General features: G+C 66.7%; 23 protein-coding genes and 1 tRNA gene. 7 read left to right on the top strand and 17 right to left on the bottom strand.

The annotated features are described in order from the left end of the window. Positions 1-155: 155 nt before the first annotated feature. From WS45_RS31630 to WS45_RS31650, 5 genes are all read right to left on the bottom strand, one after another. Positions 156-1,118 (bottom strand): ribose-phosphate pyrophosphokinase, encoded by a 963-nt coding sequence (locus tag WS45_RS31630; RefSeq protein WP_059526106.1) that lies wholly within the window; start codon positions 1,116-1,118, stop codon positions 156-158. Between the two features lie 44 nt (positions 1,119-1,162). Continuing rightward, positions 1,163-1,239: transfer RNA gene (locus WS45_RS31635), tRNA-Gln, on the bottom strand. A 53-nt stretch (positions 1,240-1,292) separates the two neighbouring features. Continuing rightward, positions 1,293-2,174, bottom strand: a complete 882-nt coding sequence (gene ispE, locus WS45_RS31640) for a 4-(cytidine 5'-diphospho)-2-C-methyl-D-erythritol kinase (RefSeq protein WP_059703353.1) — start codon at positions 2,172-2,174, stop codon at positions 1,293-1,295. Between the two features lie 27 nt (positions 2,175-2,201). Then, entirely contained in the window at positions 2,202-2,822 is a 621-nt protein-coding gene (gene lolB, locus WS45_RS31645) for a lipoprotein insertase outer membrane protein LolB (RefSeq protein ID WP_059703355.1), read from the bottom strand. Next, entirely contained in the window at positions 2,822-4,645 is a 1,824-nt protein-coding gene (locus WS45_RS31650; RefSeq protein ID WP_059526101.1) for a tetratricopeptide repeat protein, read from the bottom strand. The genes lolB and WS45_RS31650 overlap by 1 nt, the downstream gene beginning before the upstream one ends. Positions 4,646-4,731: 86 nt before the next feature. Here WS45_RS31650 and mutM point away from each other — a divergent pair, with 86 nt between their 5' ends. Both mutM and mutY read left to right on the top strand, forming a co-directional pair. Beyond that, positions 4,732-5,559: a bifunctional DNA-formamidopyrimidine glycosylase/DNA-(apurinic or apyrimidinic site) lyase gene (gene mutM / locus WS45_RS31655; protein ID WP_059526099.1), complete on the top strand. Its 828-nt coding sequence runs from the start codon at positions 4,732-4,734 to the stop codon at positions 5,557-5,559. Positions 5,560-5,596: 37 nt separating this feature from the next. Beyond that, entirely contained in the window at positions 5,597-6,703 is a 1,107-nt protein-coding gene (gene mutY, locus WS45_RS31660; RefSeq protein WP_059703357.1) for an A/G-specific adenine glycosylase, read from the top strand. Between the two features lie 119 nt (positions 6,704-6,822). On the opposite strand, the gene WS45_RS31665 is transcribed toward mutY, so the two are convergent. From WS45_RS31665 to kdsD, 11 genes are all read right to left on the bottom strand, one after another. Next, entirely contained in the window at positions 6,823-7,458 is a 636-nt protein-coding gene (locus WS45_RS31665; protein ID WP_059526095.1) for an LON peptidase substrate-binding domain-containing protein, read from the bottom strand. Positions 7,459-7,484: 26 nt separating this feature from the next. After that, complete coding sequence (gene rapZ / locus WS45_RS31670; RefSeq protein ID WP_059526093.1) at positions 7,485-8,393, bottom strand: RNase adapter RapZ; 909 nt, start codon at positions 8,391-8,393, stop codon at positions 7,485-7,487. 77 nt (positions 8,394-8,470) lie between these two features. Next, positions 8,471-9,439 (bottom strand): HPr(Ser) kinase/phosphatase, encoded by a 969-nt coding sequence (gene hprK, locus WS45_RS31675; RefSeq protein WP_011353227.1) that lies wholly within the window; start codon positions 9,437-9,439, stop codon positions 8,471-8,473. A 119-nt stretch (positions 9,440-9,558) separates the two neighbouring features. Beyond that, complete coding sequence (locus WS45_RS31680) at positions 9,559-10,098, bottom strand: PTS sugar transporter subunit IIA (protein ID WP_059526091.1); 540 nt, start codon at positions 10,096-10,098, stop codon at positions 9,559-9,561. Between the two features lie 169 nt (positions 10,099-10,267). Then, on the bottom strand, positions 10,268-10,627 hold the full coding sequence (hpf, locus tag WS45_RS31685; protein ID WP_006477786.1) for a ribosome hibernation-promoting factor, HPF/YfiA family: 360 nt from the start codon (positions 10,625-10,627) through the stop codon (positions 10,268-10,270). A 159-nt stretch (positions 10,628-10,786) separates the two neighbouring features. Beyond that, positions 10,787-12,292 carry an RNA polymerase factor sigma-54 gene (locus tag WS45_RS31690; RefSeq protein ID WP_059691462.1) on the bottom strand — a complete coding sequence of 502 codons (1,506 nt, stop codon included), beginning with the start codon at positions 12,290-12,292 and terminating at the stop codon, positions 10,787-10,789. Positions 12,293-12,459: 167 nt separating this feature from the next. Beyond that, positions 12,460-13,236 (bottom strand): LPS export ABC transporter ATP-binding protein, encoded by a 777-nt coding sequence (gene lptB, locus WS45_RS31695; RefSeq protein ID WP_021162599.1) that lies wholly within the window; start codon positions 13,234-13,236, stop codon positions 12,460-12,462. Further along, positions 13,233-13,898 (bottom strand): lipopolysaccharide transport periplasmic protein LptA, encoded by a 666-nt coding sequence (gene lptA, locus WS45_RS31700; protein WP_059464489.1) that lies wholly within the window; start codon positions 13,896-13,898, stop codon positions 13,233-13,235. The genes lptB and lptA overlap by 4 nt, the downstream gene beginning before the upstream one ends. Positions 13,899-13,918: 20 nt before the next feature. After that, positions 13,919-14,533, bottom strand: coding sequence for an LPS export ABC transporter periplasmic protein LptC (gene lptC / locus WS45_RS31705; protein WP_059451451.1), 615 nt, complete (start codon positions 14,531-14,533; stop codon positions 13,919-13,921). 3 nt (positions 14,534-14,536) lie between these two features. Continuing rightward, positions 14,537-15,073, bottom strand: coding sequence for a KdsC family phosphatase (locus WS45_RS31710; RefSeq protein ID WP_059703359.1), 537 nt, complete (start codon positions 15,071-15,073; stop codon positions 14,537-14,539). Beyond that, entirely contained in the window at positions 15,073-16,056 is a 984-nt protein-coding gene (gene kdsD / locus WS45_RS31715; RefSeq protein ID WP_059526084.1) for an arabinose 5-phosphate isomerase KdsD, read from the bottom strand. The genes WS45_RS31710 and kdsD overlap by 1 nt, the downstream gene beginning before the upstream one ends. A 125-nt stretch (positions 16,057-16,181) precedes the next feature. On the opposite strand from kdsD, the gene WS45_RS31720 reads away from it, so the two are divergent. From WS45_RS31720 to purU, 5 genes are all read left to right on the top strand, one after another. Beyond that, on the top strand, positions 16,182-18,188 hold the full coding sequence (locus tag WS45_RS31720; RefSeq protein ID WP_059526284.1) for a monovalent cation:proton antiporter family protein: 2,007 nt from the start codon (positions 16,182-16,184) through the stop codon (positions 18,186-18,188). A gap of 78 nt (positions 18,189-18,266) precedes the next feature. Continuing rightward, a complete protein-coding gene (locus tag WS45_RS31725; protein WP_059526281.1) occupies positions 18,267-18,833 on the top strand; it encodes an adenine phosphoribosyltransferase in 567 nt (188 codons plus the stop codon). Between the two features lie 34 nt (positions 18,834-18,867). Then, positions 18,868-19,482, top strand: a complete 615-nt coding sequence (locus tag WS45_RS31730) for a LysE family translocator (protein WP_059526081.1) — start codon at positions 18,868-18,870, stop codon at positions 19,480-19,482. A 4-nt stretch (positions 19,483-19,486) separates the two neighbouring features. Next, positions 19,487-20,344: an NUDIX hydrolase gene (locus tag WS45_RS31735; protein ID WP_059703361.1), complete on the top strand. Its 858-nt coding sequence runs from the start codon at positions 19,487-19,489 to the stop codon at positions 20,342-20,344. 88 nt (positions 20,345-20,432) lie between these two features. Then, complete coding sequence (gene purU / locus WS45_RS31740) at positions 20,433-21,317, top strand: formyltetrahydrofolate deformylase (protein ID WP_059526077.1); 885 nt, start codon at positions 20,433-20,435, stop codon at positions 21,315-21,317. A 123-nt stretch (positions 21,318-21,440) separates the two neighbouring features. Here purU and WS45_RS31745 read toward each other — a convergent pair whose 3' ends face one another. Further along, entirely contained in the window at positions 21,441-22,523 is a 1,083-nt protein-coding gene (locus tag WS45_RS31745) for an AI-2E family transporter (protein WP_059526075.1), read from the bottom strand. Positions 22,524-22,710 lie beyond the last annotated feature (187 nt).

Raw genomic sequence — 22,710 nt, forward strand, 5'->3', positions numbered from 1 at the left:
TCCATTAGCTGCCCGCGACCAGGCAGTAAAACGGGGCCGGCGAAATGGCGGCCCCCGATGAAACGGACGGGGTTTCGTCTATCCCGTCCGATTGTGCAAAAAGCGAAGCGTTGCCGCTTCGCTTTCCGCGCATACTTTGTCGTGTCGTTCCGCGATCAGGATTCCGCGAACAGCGACATCACCGAGTCGCCGCGGCGAATCCGCGAGAACGTTTCGGCCAGCAGGCTCGCGCTCGTCAGCGAGCGGATCTTCGAGCAGCCGAGCGATTCGGCCGACAGCGGGATCGTATCGGTGACGACCAGCTCGTCGAGTGCCGATGCGGCGATACGCTCGGCGGCGCCACCCGACAGAACCGGGTGCGTCGCGTACGCGAACACCTGCTTCGCACCGCGATCCTTCAGCACTTGCGCTGCCTTGCAGAGCGTGCCGGCCGTATCGACCATGTCGTCCATGATCACGCAGGTGCGGCCTTCGACTTCACCGATGATGTTCATCACTTCGGCGACGTTCGCCTTCGGACGACGCTTGTCGATGATTGCGAGATCGCAGTTGAGCTGCTTCGCGAGTGCCCGGGCACGGACCACGCCGCCAACGTCCGGCGACACGACGAGCAGATCCGAGTAGTTCTGCTTGCGCAGGTCGCCCAGCAGGATCGGCGTTGCGTAGATGTTGTCGACCGGGATGTCGAAGAAGCCTTGAATCTGGTCGGCGTGCAGATCCATCGTGATGATCCGCTCGACGCCGGCGATTTCCAGCATGTTCGCGATGACCTTCGCCGAGATCGCGACGCGCGCCGAGCGCGGGCGACGGTCCTGGCGGGCATAGCCGAAGTAGGGGATGGCGGCGGTGATCCGACCGGCGGACGCACGCTTGAGCGCGTCGACCATGATCATCAGTTCCATCAGGTTGTCGTTCGTCGGCGCGCACGTGGATTGCAGGACGAAGACGTCCTTGCCGCGCACGTTTTCCTGGATCTCGACCTGGATCTCGCCGTCGGAGAAACGGCTGACCATTGCTTTGCCGAGGGGGATTCCAAGGATATTGACGACTTCCTGGGCGAGCGCGGGATTCGCGTTGCCAGTAAAGACCATCAAGCCATCATGGCTGTGGCTGCTCATCGTGCACCTGCTTCAGGCTTAGGCGGGAAATGCGGGAAAATTTTTGGCAGGGGAGGAAGGACTCGAACCCTCGCATGCCGGAATCAAAATCCGGTGCCTTGACCAACTTGGCGACTCCCCTACACTCAACTGATAACTTTACCGGACTTGTAGGCCATCCGATAAAGCAAAACTTCATGACGCGAAAGCGAAGAGCGGATGCTCGTTCAGACTCTCGGCAACTGCACCGTTCCAACCGGTGGGCAGCTTGGCTTTCGCCGCTTCTGCCTCGTGCCTGCTATGAAACGCTGCAAACACGCTTGCTCCGGAGCCGGTCATCCTCGCGGGGGTCACATCATACAACCATTTGACCACCTGCGCAACTTCCGCGTACTTACTTGTCACAACTTGCTGCATGTCGTTCCGGCCGAAACTGTCTGGCCATCCCGCATCGCTGTTTTGCTGTGCAAGAAAGTCCGTAATTGTGACGCGCTTCGTATCTCTTGTCAACAACTCGTCTGAAAAAATTTCAGCGGTTGGGACATGAACGCGTGGCGTCACAACCAAGAACCAGCGAGTCGGCAATTCTACCTCAGCTAATTCTTCTCCGATACCCTCTGCGAACGCATTTTTTCCAAAAACAAAAAACGGGACGTCCGCGCCGAGTTTCACCGCGAGCGACTGCAGTTCCGCACGCGGCAGATCGAGCTGCCACAGGCGGTTCAGCGCGAGCAGCGTCGTCGCCGCGTCGGAGCTGCCGCCGCCAAGGCCCGCGCCCATCGGCAGGCGCTTGTCGATCTCGATGTCGACGCCGGCCGCGGTGCCCGTGTGCGTTTTCAGCAGGTTGGCTGCGCGCACGACGAGATCGCTCTCCTCGGGCACGCCCGGCACGTCGGTGACGCGTGCGACGCGACCGTCGTCGCGCAGCGTGAAGTGCAGTGTATCGCCCCAGTTCAGCAGCTGGAACACGCTCTGCAGATCGTGATAGCCGTTCGGTCGACGGCCGGTGATGTGCAGGAACAGGTTGAGTTTCGCGGGCGCAAGGCAGTTGCGCAGCGAGCGGGTCGAATCGGTCATGCGTATGTCGGGGCTAGGTTCACGTGCTTACTGGTCGAGCACGAGCTTGATGTCGAGCGGCGGCGTCGCGCGCACGAGGTTGACGCGTTTGACGCCCGTGGCCGGGGCGTCCGCGTAGGCGAGATAGTCGATCGTCCAGCCGTCCTGGCGAATCTGCTTGACGTGCGTCGTGTCCGCCGGGTCGCGCACCGTCTGCGCGGGCGTTGCGGGCGCGGGCGTCGGCAGCAGCCAATAGCGCAGACCGGCCAGCGGCAGCGAGAAGCCGAGCGCGTTCTGCATCAGTTCGCCGACGTCGGTCGCGTATTGCGGTTGGCGGTTCGGCAGTTCGAGCGATGCGGCCTGCGGCGTCGATTTCACGACCGCGAGCGTCTGGCCGAGCGGGCTGCGCAGTTCGAGCGACACGTCGTCGCCGTTTTCCTGCCAGTCGAAGTTGCCGTACACGTTCTGCGGTCGGCCGAGGCGGTCGCTGTACTGCACCGCGAAGCGGCCGTGATACGCGTGTGTCGCGGCCGTCTGCAGCACGGCGCCCGACGGCGCATTCGCCGACGGCGGCGTGCTCGCGCAGCCGACGAGCGCGAGCGCGGCGCCGGCCGCGGCCAGCGTGCGCAGCGCGCGGGAAGACGAGGAAAACATCGGGAACATCCGCATCAAAGGCCGTTGATCTGCAGGCGCTTGAGCGTCTGCACGAGCGTGTCGTTGTCGGGTTCGAGCTTCTGCGCGGCACGCCACGCGACGCGCGCGTCTTCCTGCGCGCCGCTCTTCCACAGCACTTCGCCGAGGTGCGCGCCGATCTCGGCGTTGGGTTGCAGCTCGTACGCGCGCCGCAGCACCTTCGTCGCGCCGGCCGTGTCGCCCATCCGGTACTTCACCCAGCCGAGGCTGTCCATGATGTACGCGTCGTTCGGCGCGAGCGACAGCGCCTTGTCGATAAGCTTGCTCGCCTCGGGCAGGCGCTGGTTACGATCGGCCAGCGAATAGCCGAGCGCGTTGTACGCCTGCGGGTTGTCGGGCTGCGTGCGGATCAGCTCGCGCAGCTGCTTTTCCATCGCCGCGTAGTGGCCGGTCTTCTCGGCCGCCATGGCGTAGTCGTAGCGCAGGTCGGGATCGTCCGGGAAATCCTGGACCGCCTGCGCCAGTCGCGCCTCGGCTTCCGGATAGCGCTTCGCGGTGAACAGGATCGACGCATCGGTGCGTGCGACCACGGCCGCATCGCGCGGATCGCTGATCGGCAGGTCGTCGAGCACCTTGCGCGCCTCGTCGGTCTTGCCCTGTTTCTGCAGCAGCTGCGCGCGCGTGATCTGCGCGGGCAGGTAGTGCTGGCTCGTCTGGTCGACCTTGTCGAGCCATTGCGATGCCTGCGCGTCGTTGCCCTGCTCGATCGAGATCTGCGCGAGGTAGATGTAGCCCTGACCGACGTCGAGGTTCGGCTGCTTGTCGCCGAGCTGCACGTACTGCTTCAGGTACGCGGTCGCGTCGTCGAGTTTCTTCTGCTGAATTTTAATCAGCGCGAGCGCCATCAGCGGCGTCGGGTCCTTCGAGTCGAGCTTGCGCATCGTCTCGAACTGCTTCTGCGCGTCGTCGAGACGGTCGTCGGCGAGATAGAGCTGCGACAGCGCGAGGCGCGCATCGCGCGACTTCGGATTCTGCTGAACATATTTCTCGAACGACGCGATGCCGGCCTTGCGCTCGGCCGGCCCCATCTGCGACAGCATCAGCGCCGCCGGCAGATAGTCGGGGCGGATCTGCAGCGCCTGCTTCAGCGACTGCGCCGCGCCTTCCTTGTCGTCGACCGCGAGTTGCTGCCGCGCGATCGCGAGCTGCGCCTCGGGGCGGTTCATGTCGTTCTTCAGCATGTCCTTCAACACCGCGAGGCCGCCGACGCGGTCGGAGCCGCGCACCAGCAGTGCCTGCAGCGCGAGGATCGCGGGGCCGCGCGTTTCGCCGGTCGCGCGGGCCAGTTCGCGCGCGAGCAGCGGCTGTGCGTCGGCCGGCTTGCCGGCGAGCACGAGCAGCGCGGCGTCGACTTGCGATGCGCGGTTCGAACCGGGGGCGTACTGGCGCCACAGATCGGCCGCGGACAGCGCGTCGGCCGGGCTTTGCGCGCCGAGCGCGATTTCGGTCGCACGCTGCGCCATGCGCGGGTCGCGCGTGTCGCGGGCGAGCGCGAGGTAGGTCTGGTAGGCCGGCGCAGGCTGGTTGCGCTGGAGCGCGACCTCGGCGGCCAGCACCTGGTAGACGATCTGGCTCGTCAGCGGGACGCCCGGGAGATCCTTTTTCTCGTCCGGCAACACGTGCTCGAACGCGCCCTGCGGCTCCGCGTCGTCCGATGCCGGATTCTGCGCGTGAGCCGGGAAGGCGGTGAGGGTCCACGCGGCGAACAGCGCGGCGCCGAGCGCACGGCGGACCGGGAAGGCGCGCGCGCCGCGCACGGCGGCGGGGCGCTTCAGAAGCAGCTTCGAGGGCAAGGTCATGGAAATCCGTTCGATGTTTCAACCGATTGTAACGCGCTCGCTACAATACACGCACGATCGTGAATCCAGTCTCAGACCCGCAAAACATGCCAGAGTTGCCAGAAGTCGAAGTCACGCGCCGGGGCATCGAGCCCTTTGTCGCGGGCCGCCGCGTCGAGCGTGTCGACGTCCGTACCGCGATGCTGCGCTGGCCCGTGCCGGCGGGGCTCGCCGAGCAATTGCGCGCGCGCGAGGTGCTCGCCGTCGAGCGTCGCGGCAAGTATCTGCTGTTCGAGGTCGACGCGGGCTGGTTCATCGTTCATCTCGGGATGACGGGCACATTGCGCGTGCTGCCCGCGGCCGGCGTGCCGGTCGCTGCCAAACACGATCACATCGACTGGATCTTCGACGAATTCGTGCTGCGGTTCCGCGATCCGCGCCGTTTCGGCGCGGTGCTGTGGCATCCGCGCGAAGCGGGCGACGTGCATGCGCATCCGCTGCTCGCGAGCCTCGGCGTCGAGCCGTTCTCGCCGGCGTTCACCGGCGCGCTGCTGCACGCGCGCACGCGCGGCCGCACGGTGTCGGTCAAGCAGGCGCTGCTCGCGGGCGACATGGTCGTCGGCGTCGGCAACATCTATGCGTCGGAGAGCCTGTTTCGCGCGGGCATCCGGCCGACGACCGCCGCCGGCAAGGTGTCGCTGCCGCGCTACGAGCGGCTGGCCGACGCGGTGCGCGCGACTCTCGCCGACGCGATCGAGCGCGGCGGCAGCACGCTGCGCGATTTCGTCGGCAGCAACGGCGAAAGCGGCTATTTCCAGCTCGACTGCTTCGTCTACGATCGTGCAGGGCTGCCTTGTCGCGCATGCGGCACGCCGATCCGCCAGATCGTGCAGGGGCAGCGCTCGACCTATTTCTGCCCGACCTGTCAGCGTTGAGTCGCGCGTTGCAACCACTTTCCAAAGATTCGAACACTTGAAGCCGCCCCGCATTGCACCCGCTCCGTTCCCCGTCACGCCGCTGCATCGCATGTTCGCCACGCGCCTGATCGCGTGGCAGCGCGTGCACGGCCGCCACGACCTGCCGTGGCAGAACACCCGCGATCCCTACTGGATCTGGCTGTCGGAAATCATGCTGCAGCAGACGCAGGTCTCGACCGTCGTCCCGTATTACGCGCGCTTTCTCGAGCGCTTTCCCGACGTCGCCGCGCTCGCGGCCGCGCCGTCCGACGACGTGATGGCGCTGTGGGCCGGGCTCGGCTACTACTCGCGCGCGCGCAACCTGCATCGCTGCGCGCAGGTCGTCGTCGCCGAGCACGGCGGCGTATTCCCGTCGACGCCGGAAGCGCTCGCCGAACTGCCGGGCATCGGCCGTTCGACGGCCGCAGCGATCGCGTCGTTCGCGTACGGTGCGCGCGCGACGATCCTCGACGGCAACGTGAAGCGCGTGCTGGCGCGGGTGTTCGGCGTCGAAGGCTTTCCGGGCGAAAAGCGTGTCGAGAACGACATGTGGGCGCTTGCGGAATCGCTGCTGCCGGATGCCGCGAACGCGGCCGACGTGAGTGCCTATACGCAAGGGCTGATGGATCTCGGCGCGACGCTGTGCGTGCGCGGCAAGCCGGATTGCGCGCGCTGCCCGTTCGCGGGCGACTGCGTCGCGCAATCGACGGGCCGGCAGCGCGAACTGCCGGCCGCGCGGCCGAAGAAGGCCGTGCCGACGCGCAAGACCTGGATGCTCGTGCTGCGCGACGGCGACGCCGTGCTGCTCGAGCGGCGTCCGCCGGTCGGCATCTGGGGCGGCCTGTGGTGCCTGCCGCAGGCAGACGGCGATGCGGCACTCGCGGAGCTCGCACGCGGCTTCGGCGGTGGCGGCCCGGTGCCGCTCGCGCCGTTCACGCACACGTTCACGCATTTCCGGCTCGAGATCGAGCCGCGGCTGAGCGATGTGGCTGACGGCGAGCAGCCGTTCACGCACGCGCGGGATGCCGAGACGGCGTGGGTGCCGTTGGCGGGGCTCGATGCGTACGGTGTGCCGGCGCCCGTGCGCAAGCTGCTCGATGCGTTGAGCGGGCCGCTGCTGTAAAGAAAGGAGAAGGGCGCGGCGCGGTCGCGCTCACCGAAGCGCCGGACCGACGCGCGTGTTTTGCCCGCCAGGATGATCCGCTCGACACCGCCGCTGCGGCGCGCTTGGCCGACCGCGGCTTACAGCCATCCGTGCCGGTCGAGCACGTGGTGCACGGCATCGATCCGCGCGCCGACGTCCGGAAATTCCATCAATTTCTGCCGCGCACGCAGGTCGAGCGGCAGCAGTTCAGCGAGGCGGTTCGATACCCAGCTCGGGTCGTCGAGGCGGAACGGTTCGCCGAACGGCATCTTGTCCGGTTCGGATTTCTTCAGTGCTTCGATGATGCGCTCCAGCACTTCGGCACACGAACCGAATTGCGCAAGCGCCTGTTCGCCTTCGAGCGGAATGTCGTCGGGCAACGGCTCCGCGATCCCGACCAGCAGCCCGTTGCCTTCGACGCGATACGACAGCAGTTCGAATCGCTGCGTGCCGATCGCCTGCAGGTACAGCATCCCGAACTCGCCGGTATCGCATTCGGTGATGCGCGCCATGCAGCCGATCGTCTCGGGCACCGACACGGCGCCGTCCTGCGCGACTTCGGGCCCGCTCTTCAGCAGGCACACGCCGAACGGTGCGTCGTCGCGCAGGCATGCGCGGGACATGTCGAGATAGCGCGCCTCGAACACCTTGAGCGGCAGCCAGCCACCGGGGAACAGCACCGTGTGCAGCGGAAACAGCGGCAGGTCGATCAGGGTGGTCGATAGCGTGGACATGGCGCACCGGCAAGAAGGCGGTGTCGCTAAGGTCGTTCGACCTCGGCGACGAGCCGCGACGACGCGTCGACATCCACGGGCGCGTCACGATGCCGCACGATCACGTTCGCATCGTGCGCGAGGCGCGCGGCGAGCGTTTCCGCGATGAACACCGAGCGATGCTGACCGCCCGTGCAGCCGATGGCGACGGTCAGGTAGCTGCGGTTGTCTTCACGAAAGTGCGGAAGCCATTTCGTCAGGAACGCATGGATGTCGTCGATCATCTGGTGGACGATCGGCAGTGCGTCGAGAAAGGCGATGACCGGCTGGTCCAGCCCGGTGAGCGGGCGCAGCTCATGGTCATAGTACGGGTTCGGCAGCGCGCGCACGTCGAACATCAGGTCAGCATCGAGCGGCACGCCGCGCTTGAAGCCGAACGACTCGAACATCACCATCAGGTCGTTGTTCTTCTGTTCGATGAAGCGCTTGACCCACGTGCGCAGCACGTTCGCGCGCAGCGTGCTGGTATCGATCTGGTGACCGAATTCGGCGAGCGGTGCGACCAGTTCGCGTTCGCGCTCGATCGCTTCCTCGAGCGAGGACAGCAGCCCGACGTTCGCGTCGTGCGACGGCGAACCGGACAGCGGGTGGCGCCGGCGCGTTTCGGAGAAGCGCTGGATCAACGCCTGCGTGCTCGCGTTGAGGAACAGCACGCGGACATCGTGCTCGAGCGACAGCGCGCGGATCAGGCCGGGCATTTCGTCCAGCGATGCGCTCGAACGCGCGTCGATCGCGACCGCGAGCCGGTGCTGGCCGCCGTCGGCCAGGTAGCGGGCGAGTTCGGGCAGCACGTGCGGCGGCAGGTTGTCGACGCAGTAGTAGCCTGCGTCTTCGAGCGCGTTCAGCGCGACGGACTTGCCTGAGCCGGAGATGCCGGTGATGAGGACGATGCGCATGGGAAGCAGAGAATCCTGACGTTTCATCATAGCACCGGCTCGACGCGTCGGCGCTGCGAGGCCGGCGCGCGGGAGCGTTACACGAGCTTGCCGGGGAACTGACTATCGGGATCTTGCATCGCGAGTCGTTGCCGATCCATGAAATCGCGCAACGTGTCGATTCCGCGCAACTGCAGGATCGTGTTCCGCACGGCCGCCTCGACGAGCACCGCGAGGTTGCGGCCGGCCGCCACCTGGATCGTGACCTTGCTGATCGGCAGGCCGAGCACGTCGACCGTCTGGCTTTCGAGCGGCAGCCGCTGGAATTCGCCGTCCGGGCGGCGCACGAGCTGGACGATCAGTTTCAGCTTCATTTTCCGGCGCACCGCTGTTTCACCGAAGATCGTCTTGATGTCGAGCAGGCCGAGGCCGCGCACTTCGAGCAGGTTCTGCAGCAGCGGCGGGCAGCGGCCTTCGACGAAATCAGGGCCAAGTCGCACGAAATCGACCGCGTCGTCGGCGACGAGGCCGTGGCCGCGGCTGATCAGCTCGAGGCCGAGTTCGCTCTTGCCGAGGCCCGAATCGCCGGTCAGCAGCACGCCCATCCCGAGGATGTCGATGAACACGCCGTGCAGCGTCGCGCGCGGCGCGAGGATCCGCGACATGTAGAGCCGCAGGCTGTCGATCACCGCAGCGGCCGACATTGGCGTCGTGAACAGCGGCGTGGACGAGCGCGTGCAGCGCAGCACGAGTTCGGGCGGTGCTGCGGCGCCGCCGGCGACGACGAGGAACGGTGGCTCGAGGGCGATCAGCTCGGCCATGTGGCGCGAGCGGTCTTCGTCGGTTTGCCGCTGGTAGTAGTCGATTTCGGCTTCGCCGAGCACCTGGATCCGGTTCGGGTGGATCAGGTTCAGGTGGCCGACGAGGTCGGCGCTCGACGTTGCGTTGCCGACGGTGTCGGCCGAAAAACCGCGCTCCCAGCCTTCATGCCCCGTCAGCCAGCTCAGCTTCAGCGTGGCCGCGTTGTCGTCGAAGATGCTCTGGGCGTTGATGCTGGACGTATCCATGACTCTCGTCACTCCAATGGGCCGGTGTTCAGGCGCGCGGCGACGGACGTCGCCATGCCGGGCGGCCCTGGAAGGCGGCGCGTGCCGCCTCGTACCGGAAAAATTCCGCCCGGATCAACTCAAGGTTGCCACTGAGTGAGCAGGCGATGCAACTCGGCGATATCCGTTTCGTTGTGCAGACGCTCGCGCGCGTCGCGATCGGACAGCAGTTGCGCGATTTCCGACAGGATCTCGAGGTGCTGCTGGGTGGCTTGCTCGGGGACGAGCAGGAAAATCAGGAGACCGACGGGCTGGCCGTCGGGGGCTTCGAACGGGATCGCGTCGGCGAGCCGGACGAACGCGGCGAGCGGGTGCTTGAGACCCTTGATGCGCCCGTGCGGAATCGCGACGCCTTCGCCGAGCCCGGTCGAGCCGAGGCGCTCGCGCGCGAACAGGTTGTCCGTGACGGTGCTGCGGGCGATGCCGTTCTGATTCTCGAACATCAGCCCGGCTTGTTCGAAGACGCGTTTCTTGCTGGTGACGGAGAGGTCGATGACGACGTTCTCTATGGGCAGGATTTTGGCTAGGCGATTCATGTTGGCAGGCGATTGGGCGGCCTGGGGTCTCCTTGCGGCGGCAGACTGATTTTCCATGTTCGGCGATATCAAGGCGTTCGGCATCGGAAACCTGCAAGGCAGCTACCGCACCCAACGCCCCCCGGCGATAACCGGAACATTATAGAGCACAGCCGCGCGCGTGGCGCGGCATGGACGGACCGGTCGCACCACTGCCGCTCGGACACAAAAAAAACGCCCGGCGAACCGGGCGGCGTGTGTATTGCGGTGAACGTTATTGCGGCGGCAGTTCGATCTGGTCGATCGACGGCTGCAGCTTGATCGGGTCGTGCGCATGGGTCTGCAGACGCTCCATGTGCTTGACGACCTGGCGATCCAGCTTGTCGATCAGCAGATCGATCGCAGCATACAGGTTGCCGTTCGCGCTTTCGACGAAGATGTCCTTGCCCTTCAGGTGCAGGTTGATTTCCGCGCGCTGCTGCTTGTCCTTTTCCTTGTGATTGTCGACCGAGAGGATCACAGTGCCATCGATCACCTGATCGCTATGCCGTAGCACCCGGTCCAGCTTGGTGATCACGTATTCGCGAATTGCAGGCGTGACTTCGAGATGATGTCCACTGATCTTCAGGTTCATAGTGCTTCTCCAAGCGAGTGACCACCCGGCCGCATCGAGGCGGCGCTCCGGTCGACTTGCCCCTGCCGCAGGTAGCGGCAAATTCGCGGACGAGTCGCCCGGCCTGTTCCCCGTGTGCGCGGTGGCCGGAACACGCCTGCCGCCGGGCAGGCAGCAGGCTTAAAGAGACTTGCGCAGATTCACTGCCGGGATTTTGAGGGCTTCGCGATACTTGGCAACCGTGCGGCGCGCGACCACGAATCCCTGTTCTGCCAGCAGCTCGGCAATGCGGCTGTCCGAAAGTGGCGATTTTGGGTCTTCAGCTCCTATCAGTTGCTTGATCAGGGCTCGGATGGCGGTCGACGATGCGGCGCCTCCGGTGTCGGTCGAAACGTGTGATCCGAAGAAGTACTTAAATTCAAGCGTCCCGAACGGGGTCAGCATGTACTTGCCTGTTGTCACACGGCTGACAGTCGACTCGTGTAGGCCCAGCGTATCAGCTATTTCCCGCAAAACCAAGGGGCGCATGGCAATTTCACCGTGCGCAAAGAAATTCTTCTGACGTTCGACAATAGCCTGCGCGACACGCAGGATCGTGTCGAATCGCTGCTGGATATTCTTGATCAGCCAGCGTGCTTCCTGGAGCTGCTGTTTCAACGATCCAGCCGACGGATCGCCGCGGCTGTTGCGCAGGATGTTCGCGTACAGGTTGTTGATCCGCAGGCGCGGCATCACTTCCGGATTGAGCTCCGCGAGCCAGCCCTGGCCGGCCTTCTTCACGATGATGTCGGGCACGACGTAGTCGGCCTCGGCCTTGCCGTATGCGGCGCCGGGGAACGGCTCCAGCGAACGGATCAGCGCGTGCGCGTCGCGCAGCGCATCGTCGCTCGCCTTCAGGTGCTTGCGCAGCCGCGTGAAGTCGCGCGCGGCGAGCAGTTCGAGATGCTGCGACACGATCTCCAGCGCGAGCGTGCGCGTGGGGGACGGATCGAGGCGCAACAACTGCAGCTTCAGGCATTCCGACGCCGAGCGGGCCCCGACCCCGGGCGGATCGAAACTGTGCAGCAGCGCGAGCGCCGCATTCAGTTCGTCGCAGTCGATTTCCAGTTCCGGCGGCAAGTCGGCGAGCACTTCGTCGAGCGAGGCGGTCAGGTAGCCGTCGTCGTCGAGCGATTCGATCAGGAACATCACGAGCGCGCGATCGCGCGGGCTGGCCTGCGTGACGCGCAATTGCGCGGACAGGTGGTCGCGCAGCGACGTCGCGGCTTCCTGCACCTGCAGCGGGGGGAGGTCGTCGTCGTCCGATGCGCCGCTCGAGCGGCCGAACTCGTCGAGATTCCACTGCGGGCCGTCGCCGGCGTCGCCCGATGCGTAGCTGTCGTATTCGTCGGCAGCGGCCGGCTCGTCGCGCTCGGCGCGGTCGCTCGACTGGCTGCTGCCGTTCGTGGCGCCCGGCTCGGTGTTCTGGCCGGGAGGCGTCTGCGCGATCAGCGATCCGTCCGCCGCGACGCGCAGCGGGCTCGCGATCCATTCGTCGTCGTTCTCGAGCAGTGGATTCTGCGCGACGGCCATCGCGACTTCCTGCTGCAGTTCGAGCGTCGACAGCTGCAGGAGCCGGATCGACTGCTGCAGTTGCGGCGTCAGTGCCAAGTGTTGCGACAGGCGGAGTTGAAGGCTGGCTTTCATGGCAGAGAGGGAGTCATACCGGCAGTTTGCCACGACCCAGGCGCCTTGAGCCATCCGCGATTACGCGCGGCGCGGCGTACGGCCGCAGGGGCCGCCGTGCGGGGCACGCGGACGCGGCCCCGCGCGGCGATGCCGGGCGCCGGAGCGGCGACCAGCCACGGGGGAAGTTACATGCGGAAGTGTTCGCCGAGGTACACGCGGCGCACGCTTTCGTTTTCGATGATTTCGCTCGGCGCGCCGGCGGCGAGCACCGAACCGTCGCTGATGATGTATGCGTGGTCGCAGATGCCGAGCGTTTCGCGGACGTTGTGATCGGTAATCAACACGCCGATGTTGCGCTGCTTCAGGAACTTGACGATCTTCTGGATCTCGAGCACCGCGATCGGGTCGACGCCGGCGAACGGTTCGTCGAGCAGGATGAAGTTCGGGTTGGTCGCCAGCGCGCGCGCGATCTCGACGCGACGGCGTTCGCCGCCCGACAGCGACAGCGCCGGATTCTCGCGCAGATGGCCGATCTGCAGCTCGTCGAGCAGCGCCTCGGTGCGCGACGCGATCGCGTCCTTCGACAGTCGCTTGCCGTCTTCGCCGTGCTGCAGTTCGAGCACCGCGCGGATGTTTTCCTCGACGGTCAGCTTGCGGAACACCGACGCTTCCTGCGGCAGGTACGACAGGCCGAGCGACGCACGCTTGTGGATCGGCAGCAGGCTGATCGAGCTGCCGTTCAGCGAGATCTCGCCGGCGTCGAGCGGCACGAGGCCGACGATCATGTAGAACGACGTCGTCTTGCCGGCGCCGTTCGGGCCGAGCAGGCCGACGACTTCGCCGCTCTTCACGTCGAGCGACACGTCCTTGACGACCGTGCGCGAGCCGTAGCGTTTCTTCAGGTTGCGGACGACGAGCGAGCTCGTCGTGCCGGCCGGCTGGCGGTTCGGAAGCGCGTTCATTGGCCCGGCGCTCCCTGGATCGTGGTCGACGGCGACAGCTTCGCCGGCGCGCCGTTCAGCTGCCCGGGGCCGCCGTTCTTCGGCGACAGCATCGCGCGCACGCGGCCGTTCGGGTTGCCCGGCGCCGCGACGTCCTTGCCGCCCTTCGCGGTGTAGAAGTCGCGCTGGCCGTCGTACGTGATCACGCTGCCGTGCACGGTGTCGGCGATCGTCGACGTGCCTTGCAGGCGGCGCACGGTCGCGGCGGTGGTCAGCGTGGTCAGGTCCTGCTTGCCGTCGTAGTCGATGCGCTCGGCGTCGCCGTCGATGTATTCGTCGAGACCTTCGCGCTTCTGGCGGAACGTCGCGTGCTTCTTGCCACTGCCGAACGACGTCGCGTACTGATAGCCTTCGGGATCCTGGCGCACTTCGACGCGGTCGCCCTTGATGATGATCGTGCCTTTCGTGATCACGACGTTGCCGGTCGCGACCGTCACCTGCTTCAGGTCGTCATAGGTCAGGTTGTCGGCCTCGACGTTGATCGGCTTGTTCTGGTCGGCCTTCTCGGCATGGGCGAGCGGCGCCAGCCCGACGAGCGGGAGCGCCACGAGCGTCGCGGCGAGCGCGGCGCGGACGGCGCGCGCAGCGCCGCCGGAATTCTGTCGAGGGAACGGTTCGTTCATGCAGTCACGTGAGGGATGCGTCACCTGGATTGACCTTTCGAGCCGCCGGACGTGTCCGCAGCGGCGATCGTGCCGCGCACGTTGCCGTAAAGCTCGATGACCCGGGTGACGTTGTTGTACTTCATGCCGTCGGTCGCGTTGACGAGCGACAGGCCGCGCTGAAGTTTAACCGGCTTTTCGGTCTGGATCACATCGTCATTGACGAAGATCCGGAAATGCTGGGAATCGGCCTGCATCTGCGGATCGCCGCCGCCGGCCACGCGCAGGATGCGCGCGTCGTCGTACAAGTCGACGATCGACACGTCGCCGTTGACGGTGCCGCGCTTCGCGGTGGTCGTCACGACCGGCTTGCCGGGCTGGAATGCGCGCATGGCCGGATCGGTCAGGTCGCTGTTTTCGGTGTCTTCGTAATGGATCAGCTTCGCGGCCGTCAGGCGGTATTGCGTCGTGCCCGTCTGGTCGAGTTCGGTGACCGAGAAGTTGTCCGCGAAATAGTCGGGCGTGTGGCGCTTCGGCTGCACGGTGCCTTCGCCGGGCGGCGGCAGCGTCGCCTGCAGCAGCCACCACGTGATGCCAGCGAGTGCGGCGACCGCGACGAGCGGCAGCAGCTGGGTCCAGCGGAAATGCGTGTTCATCCGTCAGGCTCCGCAGGCAGCCGCGAGCAGCGCGTCGTAGCGGCGCTGCGCGCGCAGGATCGCGTCGCAGACTTCGCGCACCGCGCCGTTGCCGCCGCGGGCCTCGGCCACCCAGTGCGCGCGGGCGATCACCTCGGGGTGCGCGTTGGCCGGTGCCGTCGCGAAGCCGCAGCGCAGCATCACCGGCAGGTCGGGCCAGTCGTCGCCCATGTAGCCGGAGGCGTCGGCGGTGATGCCGAGCGACGCGATCAGGTCGTCGAACACGGCGAGCTTGTTCTCGACGCCCTGGAACAGATGCGCGATCTTCATTTCCTTCGCGCGGGCCGCGACGATTTCCGAGCGGCGCCCGGTGATGATCGCGGTCGCGATGCCGGCCTCGCCGAGCAGTTTCACGCCGTGGCCGTCGAGCGAATTGAACGACTTCATCGCGTCGCCTGCCGCGGTAAACAGCAGGCCGCCGTCGGTCAGCACACCGTCGACGTCGAAAATCATCAGCTTCACGCGGCTCGCGCGTTCGGCCGCAGTCAGCGCTGCGCTCATCAGATCACCTTCTTCGAAAACAGGTCGTGCATGTTCAGCGCGCCGATCAGCGCGCCGTCGGCATCGACCACCAGCATCTGGTTGATCCGGTGGCGCTCCATCAGTTCCACGGCTTCGACCGCGAGATGGTCGGGGCCGATCGTCCGCGGTTTGCGCGTCATCACGTCGACGATCGGCAGCGTGCGGAAATCGCCGTCGCGCGCCAGCACGCGGCGCAGGTCGCCGTCGGTGAAGATGCCGGCCACGCGGCCGTCGGCGTCGACCACGGCGGTCATGCCCAACCGTTTCGCGGTGATCTGGAACAGTGCGTCCGACAACGTCGCGTCGAGCCCGACGCGCGGAATGTCGTCGCCCGAGCGCATCACGTCGCGCACGTGGGTGAGCAGGCGCCGGCCGAGCGCGCCGCCCGGATGCGAGCGCGCGAAATCCTCGGAGCCGAAGCCGCGCGCGTCGAGCACCGCGACGGCGAGCGCATCGCCGAGCGCGAGCGCGGCGGTCGTGCTCGCGGTGGGGGCGAGGTTCAGCGGGCAGGCTTCTTTCGAGACCGCGGCGTTCAGGTTCACGTCGGCGAGCGTGCCGAGGCTCGACTCCGCACGGCCCGTGATCGCGATCAGCTTCGCGCCGATCCGCTTCACGAGCGGCAGGATCGCGACGAGTTCTTCCGACTCGCCGGAATAGGAGATGCCGATGAAGACGTCGTCCGACGTGACCATGCCGAGGTCGCCGTGGCTGGCCTCGGCCGGATGGACGAAGAAGGCCGGCGTGCCGGTGCTCGCCAGCGTGGCCGCGATCTTGCGGGCGATATGCCCCGATTTGCCGATGCCGGATACGACGACGCGGCCGCGGCAGCCGAGCAGCAGCGCGACGGCCTGGACGAAGTCGCCGTCGAGCTGGTCGCGCAGCGCGCGCACGGCGTCCGCCTCGATGTCGAGCACGTCGCGGGCGAGCGCGAGCGCCCGATCATCATTGATTTTCGCTATCATGCGCGGAGTATAGCAAAGGCGTTTGTTCGCCGCGCCGCGCCTTCGGACTCGTCCGATGCCGCTTGCCCACCGCCACCACCCGCGCCCGCATTGCCGTGGCCCCGACGAACGAGGACGCTTCGCCCGTGATTTCCCCGCTCGAAATGACCCTGCTGCTGCTGCTGGCCTCGGTGGTGGGCGTCGTCGTATTTCGCTCGTTGAACCTGCCGCCGATGCTCGGCTACCTGACCGTCGGCATCCTGGTCGGGCCGCACGCGTTCGGCGTCGCCGCGGATCTGGAGCGGGCCGAGCATCTCGCGGAATTCGGCGTGGTGTTCCTGATGTTCTCGATCGGCCTCGAATTCTCGCTCGCGAAGCTGCGGGCGATGCAGCGGCTCGTGTTCGGGCTGGGCCTCCTGCAGGTGGTCGCGACGCTCGTGCTCGCGCTGGCGCTCGGCATGCTGTTCGAGCGCTGGGTGCACATCACGTGGCAGGGCTGCATCGCGCTCGGCGGCGCGCTCGCGATGTCGTCGACGGCGATCGTGTCGAAGATGCTCGCCGAGCGGCTCGAGATCGAGACCGCGCACGGCCGCAACATCTTCGGCGTGCTGCTGTTCCAGGATCTGGCCGTGGTGCCGCTGCTGATCGTGATCGCCGCGTTCGGCGCCGAGTCGTCGAAGGATCTCGCGCTCACGCTCGGTTTCGCGGCGGTCAAGATCGTGATCGCGCTGGCGCTGCTGCTGATCGTCGGGCAGCGTTTCATGACGCGCTGGCTCAACGTCGTCGCGCGGCGCCGCTCGCAGGAGCTGTTCGTGCTGAACCTGCTGCTCGTCACGCTCGGCGCCGCGTTCATCACCGACCGCTTCGGCCTGTCGCTCGCGCTCGGCGCGTTCATCGCGGGCATGCTGATCTCCGAGACGCCGTTCCGCCATCAGGTGGAGGAAGACATCAAGCCGTTCCGCGACGTGCTGCTCGGCCTGTTCTTCGTGACGACCGGGATGCTGCTCGATCCGCGCGTGATCTGGGAGCATCCGTTGCTCGTGTTCGGCTTCTTCGTCGGGCAGATATTGTTCAAGGGGACGATGATCGCGGGCCTCGCGCGGCTGTTCGGCGCGACGCCGGGCGTCGCGATGCGCACCGGCATCGGCCTCGCGCAGGCCGGCGAATTCGGCTTCGTGCTGCTGAACCTGATCCTCGACCGGCATCTCGTCGATCCGACGCTGCTGCAGGCGATCCTCGCGTCGATGCTGCTGTCGATGCTCGCCGCGCCGTTCCTGATCCAGAACGCCGACCGGATCGTGATGCGGCTGTCGTCGACGGAATGGATGCAGCAGTCGCTGCAGATGACGCGGATCGCGACGCAAAGCCTCAAGCAGCGCGGCCACGTGATCATCTGCGGCTACGGCCGCGCGGGGCAGAACCTCGCGCGCATGCTCGAGCAGGAAGGCATTTCGTACGTCGCGCTGGACCTCGACCCCGATCGCGTGAGCGCGGCCGCGACGGCCGGCGAATCGGTCGTGTTCGGCGACGCGGCGCGCCGCGAGTCGCTGCTCGCGGCGGGTATCCATCGCGCGGCGGCCGTCGCGATCACGTATGCGAACACGCCGTCCGCGCTGCGCGTGCTGCATCACGTGCACGAACTGGAGCCGACGCTGCCGGCGATCGTGCGCACGGTCGACGACGCCGATCTCGAGAAGCTGCTCGCGGCCGGCGCGACCGAGGTGATTCCGGAGATCGTCGAGGGCAGCCTGATGCTCGCGTCGCACACGCTGGTGCTGGTCGGCGTGCCGATGCGCAAGGTCGTGCGGCGCGTCGAGGAGATGCGCGACGAGCGCTACAGCCTGTTGCGCGGCTATTTCCGCGGCGCGGACGATGCGGACGACGACGATCACGAGCAGGTGCGGCTACAATCGGTCCCGGTCGATGCGCGCGCGGACGCGGTCGGGCGCTCGCTGGAGGAACTCGGGCTGTATGCGCTCGGGCTGGAAGTCACGGCGATCCGCCGGCACGGCATCCGCGGTGTCGAGCCCGACCCGCAGACCAAGCTGCGCGCGAGCGACATCGTCGTGCTGCGCGGGCTGCCCGAAGCGCTCGCGCTTGCGGAGGAGCGGCTGTCGCGCCATCGGCGCGAGCCGCCGGCCGCGGTCGCCTGAGTCGCGATTCGATAACCTGACCCGTATTTGTTCGAAACGGTGCCCGATCTTCGCGCACCGTTTTTTTCGGAGAGTTTCATGCCGCATTCGTCGTCGGGCGCACCGCTCGATCCGGTCGCCTTCATCCACAGCCAGATCCGCACCGTGCCCGACTGGCCGCAGCCGGGCGTGATGTTCCGCGACATCACGACGCTGCTGCAGAGCCCGAAGGCGCTGCGCATCCTCGTCGACCTGTTCGTCGAACGCTATGTCGATGCGAAGCTCGACTACGTCGCGGGGCTCGACGCGCGCGGCTTCATCATCGCGCCGATCGTCGCGTACGAATTGAGCGTCGGCTTCGTGCCGATCCGCAAGGTCGGCAAGCTGCCGTACAAGACGTGCTCGGAGTCGTACGACCTCGAGTACGGCAGCGCGACCGTCGAGATCCACGAAGACGCGTGCCGCGCCGGCGACCGCGTGATCATCATGGACGACCTGATCGCCACCGGCGGCACGATGATGGCGGGGCGCAACCTGCTGCAGCGGCTCGGCGCGGTCGTCGTCGAAGGTGCGGCGATCATCGATCTGCCCGATCTCGGCGGCTCGACGCTGCTGCGCAACGCGGGGCTGCCCGTCTATACCGTCACCGAATTCGCCGGCCACTGAACCACTGGACGCCGGCCCACGCCGCGAGGTCACGATGCCCAACTTCATGCTGTTTCTCGCCACGTCGATCGCGATCACGTTCGCGCCGGGTCCCGACAACCTGCAGGTGCTCGCGCGCGGCATCTCGCAGGGCCGCGCGGCCGGCTTCGTCGCCGCGCTCGGCTTCACGGCCGGGATCCTGTTCCATACGACGCTCGCGGCGCTCGGCGTCGCGGCCGTGCTGCGCTCGTCGCCGGTCGCGTTCCAGATACTGAAGCTCGCGGGCGCCGCGTATCTCGTGTGGATCGGCATCAAGGCGCTGCGCAGCCAGGGTCTCGCGAACGCGCACGAGCGTCCGCCGCAGCCGCTTGGCGCGATCTTCCGGCAGAGCGTGATCGGCAACCTGATGAATCCGAAGGTCACGCTGTTCTTCGTCGTGTTCCTGCCGCAGTTCGTCGATCCGCATGGCGTGCAGGGCGTGACGCTGCAGATGTTCGAGCTCGGGGCGCTGTTCATGCTGCAGACGGCCGTGGTGTTCTCGCTGTTCGGCGTCGGCGCGGGCGCGATCGGCACATGGCTGAAGCGCCGCCCGAAGGCCGGCGTGTGGCTCGACCGGATCGCCGGCGCGACTTTCATCGCGATCGGCATTCGCGTCGCGCTGAAGGACTGAGCCGATGACGTTTCCGTGCATCGCGGCCGCGCGCCGCTTCGATCCGGCCGCGCACCTGCGTTTCGAGATCGCCGGCGAGCAGGTCGGCTGGGTGCGCCGCCAGGACGTCGCTAAGCTCGCCCGCTGGCCCGACGTGTTCGAGCTGACCGATGCGCGCGTCGTGCTGTCGGCGCGTTACGACACGGTCGACGCGCGCAGCATGGCGCTCGCGAGCGCGATCGGCGCGCTCGCGGCCGAGGGCGCGATTCCGGGCTGGCGCGACGAGATCTACGCGATCCGCAACCGCTTCGACGATCCGCCGCTCGCGTATATCGAACGCGCCGCGTCGCGCTTCTTCGGCACGCAGACCTATGCGGTGCACCTGAACGGCATCGTAGAATATGCGGTTGCGCCGGGCGAGCCGGCCGTGCCGCGGATGTGGCTCGGCCGCCGCGGCGCGACCAAGGCCACCGATCCCGGCATGCTCGACAATGTCGTCGCGGGCGGCATCGGCTGGGGCCTGGGCGTTCACGAGACGCTCACGAAGGAATGCTGGGAAGAGGCCGGCATGCCGGCCGAACTGGCGGCGCGCGCGATCGCGGGCCGGGCGGTGCAGGTGCTGTGCTCGCTGCCGGAAGGCACGCAGTCCGAACTGATCTTCGTGTACGACCTGCCGCTGCCGCGCGACTTCGCGCCGCACAACCAGGATGGCGAAGTGGCCGAGCACCTGCTGGCCGGTGTGTCCGAGGTGATCGGCTGGCTGCGCGAAGGCCGCGCGACGATGGATGCGAGCCTCGCGATGCTCGACACGCTGCTGCGCCATCGCTGGCTCCCGGCGGCCGACGCGGCGGGCATCGACGCGCTGTTCGCGCCGGCCGCGTAACGCGCAGCACGCCGGCCCGGGCTCGGGCACGAGCGCGGCCGAACGAACGGCCTATTTGACGAATACCGAAACGAAGGGAGTAGCGGTCATGTCGACCGATCACAGCTTTATCTTGAAACTGTCGTGCCCCGACCGGCACGGCATCGTCCACGCGGTCTCGGGCTTCCTGTTCGAGCGCGCCAACAACATCCTCGATTCGGCGCAGTTCGGCGACAGCCGCACCGGCGAGTTCTTCATGCGCGTGCACTTCGTGCAGGACGGTGGCGGCGCGGATGCCGCGTCGGCGCTCGACACGCTTCGCAACGAATTCGCGCCGCTCGCCGAGCAGTTCGCGATGCGCTGGGAGATGCACGACGCGGCCGTGAAGCCGCGCGTCGTGATCATGGTGTCGAAGATCGGCCACTGCCTGAACGACCTGCTGTTCCGCTACCGCACCGGCCAGCTGCCGATCGAGATCCCGGCGATCGTATCGAACCACAAGGAGTTCTACCAGCTCGCCGCGAGCTACAACATCCCGTTCCATCACTTCCCGCTCGTCGGCGGTTCGTCCGATGCGGCGAAGGCCGCGCAGGAAGCGCGCGTGCTCGAAGTGATCGATGAACACCAGGCCGATCTCGTCGTGCTCGCGCGCTACATGCAGATCCTGTCGCCGAACATGTGCCAGCAGCTCGCCGGCCGGGCGATCAACATCCACCATTCGTTCCTGCCGAGCTTCAAGGGCGCGAAGCCGTACTACCAGGCGTTCGACCGCGGCGTGAAGCTGATCGGCGCGACCGCGCACTACGTGACGACCGATCTCGACGAAGGCCCGATCATCGAGCAGGAAGTCGAGCGCGTCGATCACAGCATGACGCCCGACCAGCTCACCGCGATCGGCCGCGACGTCGAGTGCGTGACGCTCGCGCGCGCCGTGAAGTGGCACGTCGAGCACCGGATCGTGCTGAACGGGACGAAGACGGTTGTGTTCCGCTGATCGGCGGTTCGGGGCGGCCATCGGCCGTCCGGCCCGCCGGCCCGCATGCAAAAACGCCGCGCCCTTCACGGGGCGCGGCGTTTTTTTTCGTGTGAGGCGCGCGACGCGCCGGGGCGGGGGGCGTCAGATCAACCGCAGCATGTACAGCTCGCGCTTCAGGTACGCATAGAAGATCGGCGCGGCGATCACGCCCGGCAGCCCGAACGCGGCTTCCATGATCAGCATCGCGAGCAGCAGCTCCCACGCGCGCGACTCGATCTGGCCGCCGATGATCTTCGCGTTCAGGAAGTATTCGAACTTGTGGATCACGACGAGGAACGCGAGCGACGCGATCGCCGTGCCCATGCTGACCGACAGCGACACCGCGACGATCAGCGTGTTCGAGATCAGGTTGCCGATCACCGGCAGCAGGCCGACGATGAACGTGACGAGCACGAGCGTCTTCGACAGCGGCAGCCGCTGATGGAAGATCGGCAGCGCGACGAGCAGGTAGATGCCGGTGAAGGTCGCGTTGATCGCCGAGATCTTGATCTGCGCGAACACGATCCGGCGGAACGATTCGGCGAAGCGCGACACGCGCGTGACGAGCGCGGTCGACAGCGGCCGGCGCACCTTGCCGTGCTCGACGCCGATCGCGATCATCGCGCCGATGATCATCCCGAACAGCACGTGGCCGAAGCCGCGCGCGACGCTCTTGCCGCCTTGCTGGAGCTGATCCATGTGCGAGTGCATCAGCAGCGCCGCCTTGGTCTTCATCTGTTCGACGTCGACCGGCAGCAGGCTCGCGATCCAGGACGGTGTGCGGGCGCGGGTCTGCTCGACGATCTGCATCAGCTGGTCGAGCAGGCTCTGCAGGTTCGGCACCGTGTGCTCGAAGTGCTCGATGATGCCGATCGTCAGGCCCGTGAGCCCGCCGACGATGGCGATCGACAGCAGCACGACGGCGACCCAGCGCGCCCGCATGCTCGTGGTGTGGCGTTCGACCACCGGGGCGATCGTGTGGATCAGCTGATAGACCAGCATGCCGGCCAGCAGCCCGCCCAGCAGCTTCAGTTCGATGACGAGCACCATCGCGACGAGGGCGAACAGGTAGCTGCCGATCTCGATTGCCGACAGCTTCGGCAGGCTGAAGTCGCTCGTCAGCCGCACGCTGCGCAGGTGCGGCTCGCGGTTCTGCGCGTCGCGCGACTCTTGTTGCTTCTCCATCGTGGATTCCTGTCGTTCGTGTGTCGCGCCGCGCGGTGGGCGGCAGGACGGCGGTCGCCCGGTGCCGCACCGGATTGGTGCGGATGGCGAACCTTACGACCGTAAAGTATAGCTGCCATTATGGTCCGCCACGGGGCAGTTTGGCTCGTGGTGTAAACGCAGAAGGGAAAACCGCAGAAGGGAAAAC

The sequence above is a fragment of the Burkholderia sp. RF2-non_BP3 genome, from assembly GCF_001522185.1.
GTDB classification, from domain to species: Bacteria; Pseudomonadota; Gammaproteobacteria; order Burkholderiales; family Burkholderiaceae; genus Burkholderia; species Burkholderia diffusa.

Coding starts and splice junctions, on each gene's coding strand:
- hprK (WP_011353227.1), bottom strand. CDS start 9,439: ATGGATACGTCCAGCATCAACGCCCAGAGCATCTTCGACGACAACGCG.
- WS45_RS31725 (WP_059526281.1), top strand. CDS start 18,267: ATGCCGCATTCGTCGTCGGGCGCACCGCTCGATCCGGTCGCCTTCATC.
- rapZ (WP_059526093.1), bottom strand. CDS start 8,393: ATGCGCATCGTCCTCATCACCGGCATCTCCGGCTCAGGCAAGTCCGTC.
- WS45_RS31630 (WP_059526106.1), bottom strand. CDS start 1,118: ATGAGCAGCCACAGCCATGATGGCTTGATGGTCTTTACTGGCAACGCG.
- WS45_RS31745 (WP_059526075.1), bottom strand. CDS start 22,523: ATGGAGAAGCAACAAGAGTCGCGCGACGCGCAGAACCGCGAGCCGCAC.
- lptC (WP_059451451.1), bottom strand. CDS start 14,533: ATGAACACGCATTTCCGCTGGACCCAGCTGCTGCCGCTCGTCGCGGTC.
- WS45_RS31680 (WP_059526091.1), bottom strand. CDS start 10,098: ATGCCGAACGCCTTGATATCGCCGAACATGGAAAATCAGTCTGCCGCC.
- WS45_RS31665 (WP_059526095.1), bottom strand. CDS start 7,458: ATGTCCACGCTATCGACCACCCTGATCGACCTGCCGCTGTTTCCGCTG.
- kdsD (WP_059526084.1), bottom strand. CDS start 16,056: ATGATAGCGAAAATCAATGATGATCGGGCGCTCGCGCTCGCCCGCGAC.
- WS45_RS31710 (WP_059703359.1), bottom strand. CDS start 15,073: ATGAGCGCAGCGCTGACTGCGGCCGAACGCGCGAGCCGCGTGAAGCTG.
- WS45_RS31690 (WP_059691462.1), bottom strand. CDS start 12,292: ATGAAAGCCAGCCTTCAACTCCGCCTGTCGCAACACTTGGCACTGACG.
- lptB (WP_021162599.1), bottom strand. CDS start 13,236: ATGAACGCGCTTCCGAACCGCCAGCCGGCCGGCACGACGAGCTCGCTC.
- hpf (WP_006477786.1), bottom strand. CDS start 10,627: ATGAACCTGAAGATCAGTGGACATCATCTCGAAGTCACGCCTGCAATT.
- WS45_RS31730 (WP_059526081.1), top strand. CDS start 18,868: ATGCCCAACTTCATGCTGTTTCTCGCCACGTCGATCGCGATCACGTTC.
- lptA (WP_059464489.1), bottom strand. CDS start 13,898: ATGAACGAACCGTTCCCTCGACAGAATTCCGGCGGCGCTGCGCGCGCC.
- purU (WP_059526077.1), top strand. CDS start 20,433: ATGTCGACCGATCACAGCTTTATCTTGAAACTGTCGTGCCCCGACCGG.
- lolB (WP_059703355.1), bottom strand. CDS start 2,822: ATGCGGATGTTCCCGATGTTTTCCTCGTCTTCCCGCGCGCTGCGCACG.
- WS45_RS31735 (WP_059703361.1), top strand. CDS start 19,487: ATGACGTTTCCGTGCATCGCGGCCGCGCGCCGCTTCGATCCGGCCGCG.
- WS45_RS31650 (WP_059526101.1), bottom strand. CDS start 4,645: ATGACCTTGCCCTCGAAGCTGCTTCTGAAGCGCCCCGCCGCCGTGCGC.
- ispE (WP_059703353.1), bottom strand. CDS start 2,174: ATGACCGATTCGACCCGCTCGCTGCGCAACTGCCTTGCGCCCGCGAAA.
- mutM (WP_059526099.1), top strand. CDS start 4,732: ATGCCAGAGTTGCCAGAAGTCGAAGTCACGCGCCGGGGCATCGAGCCC.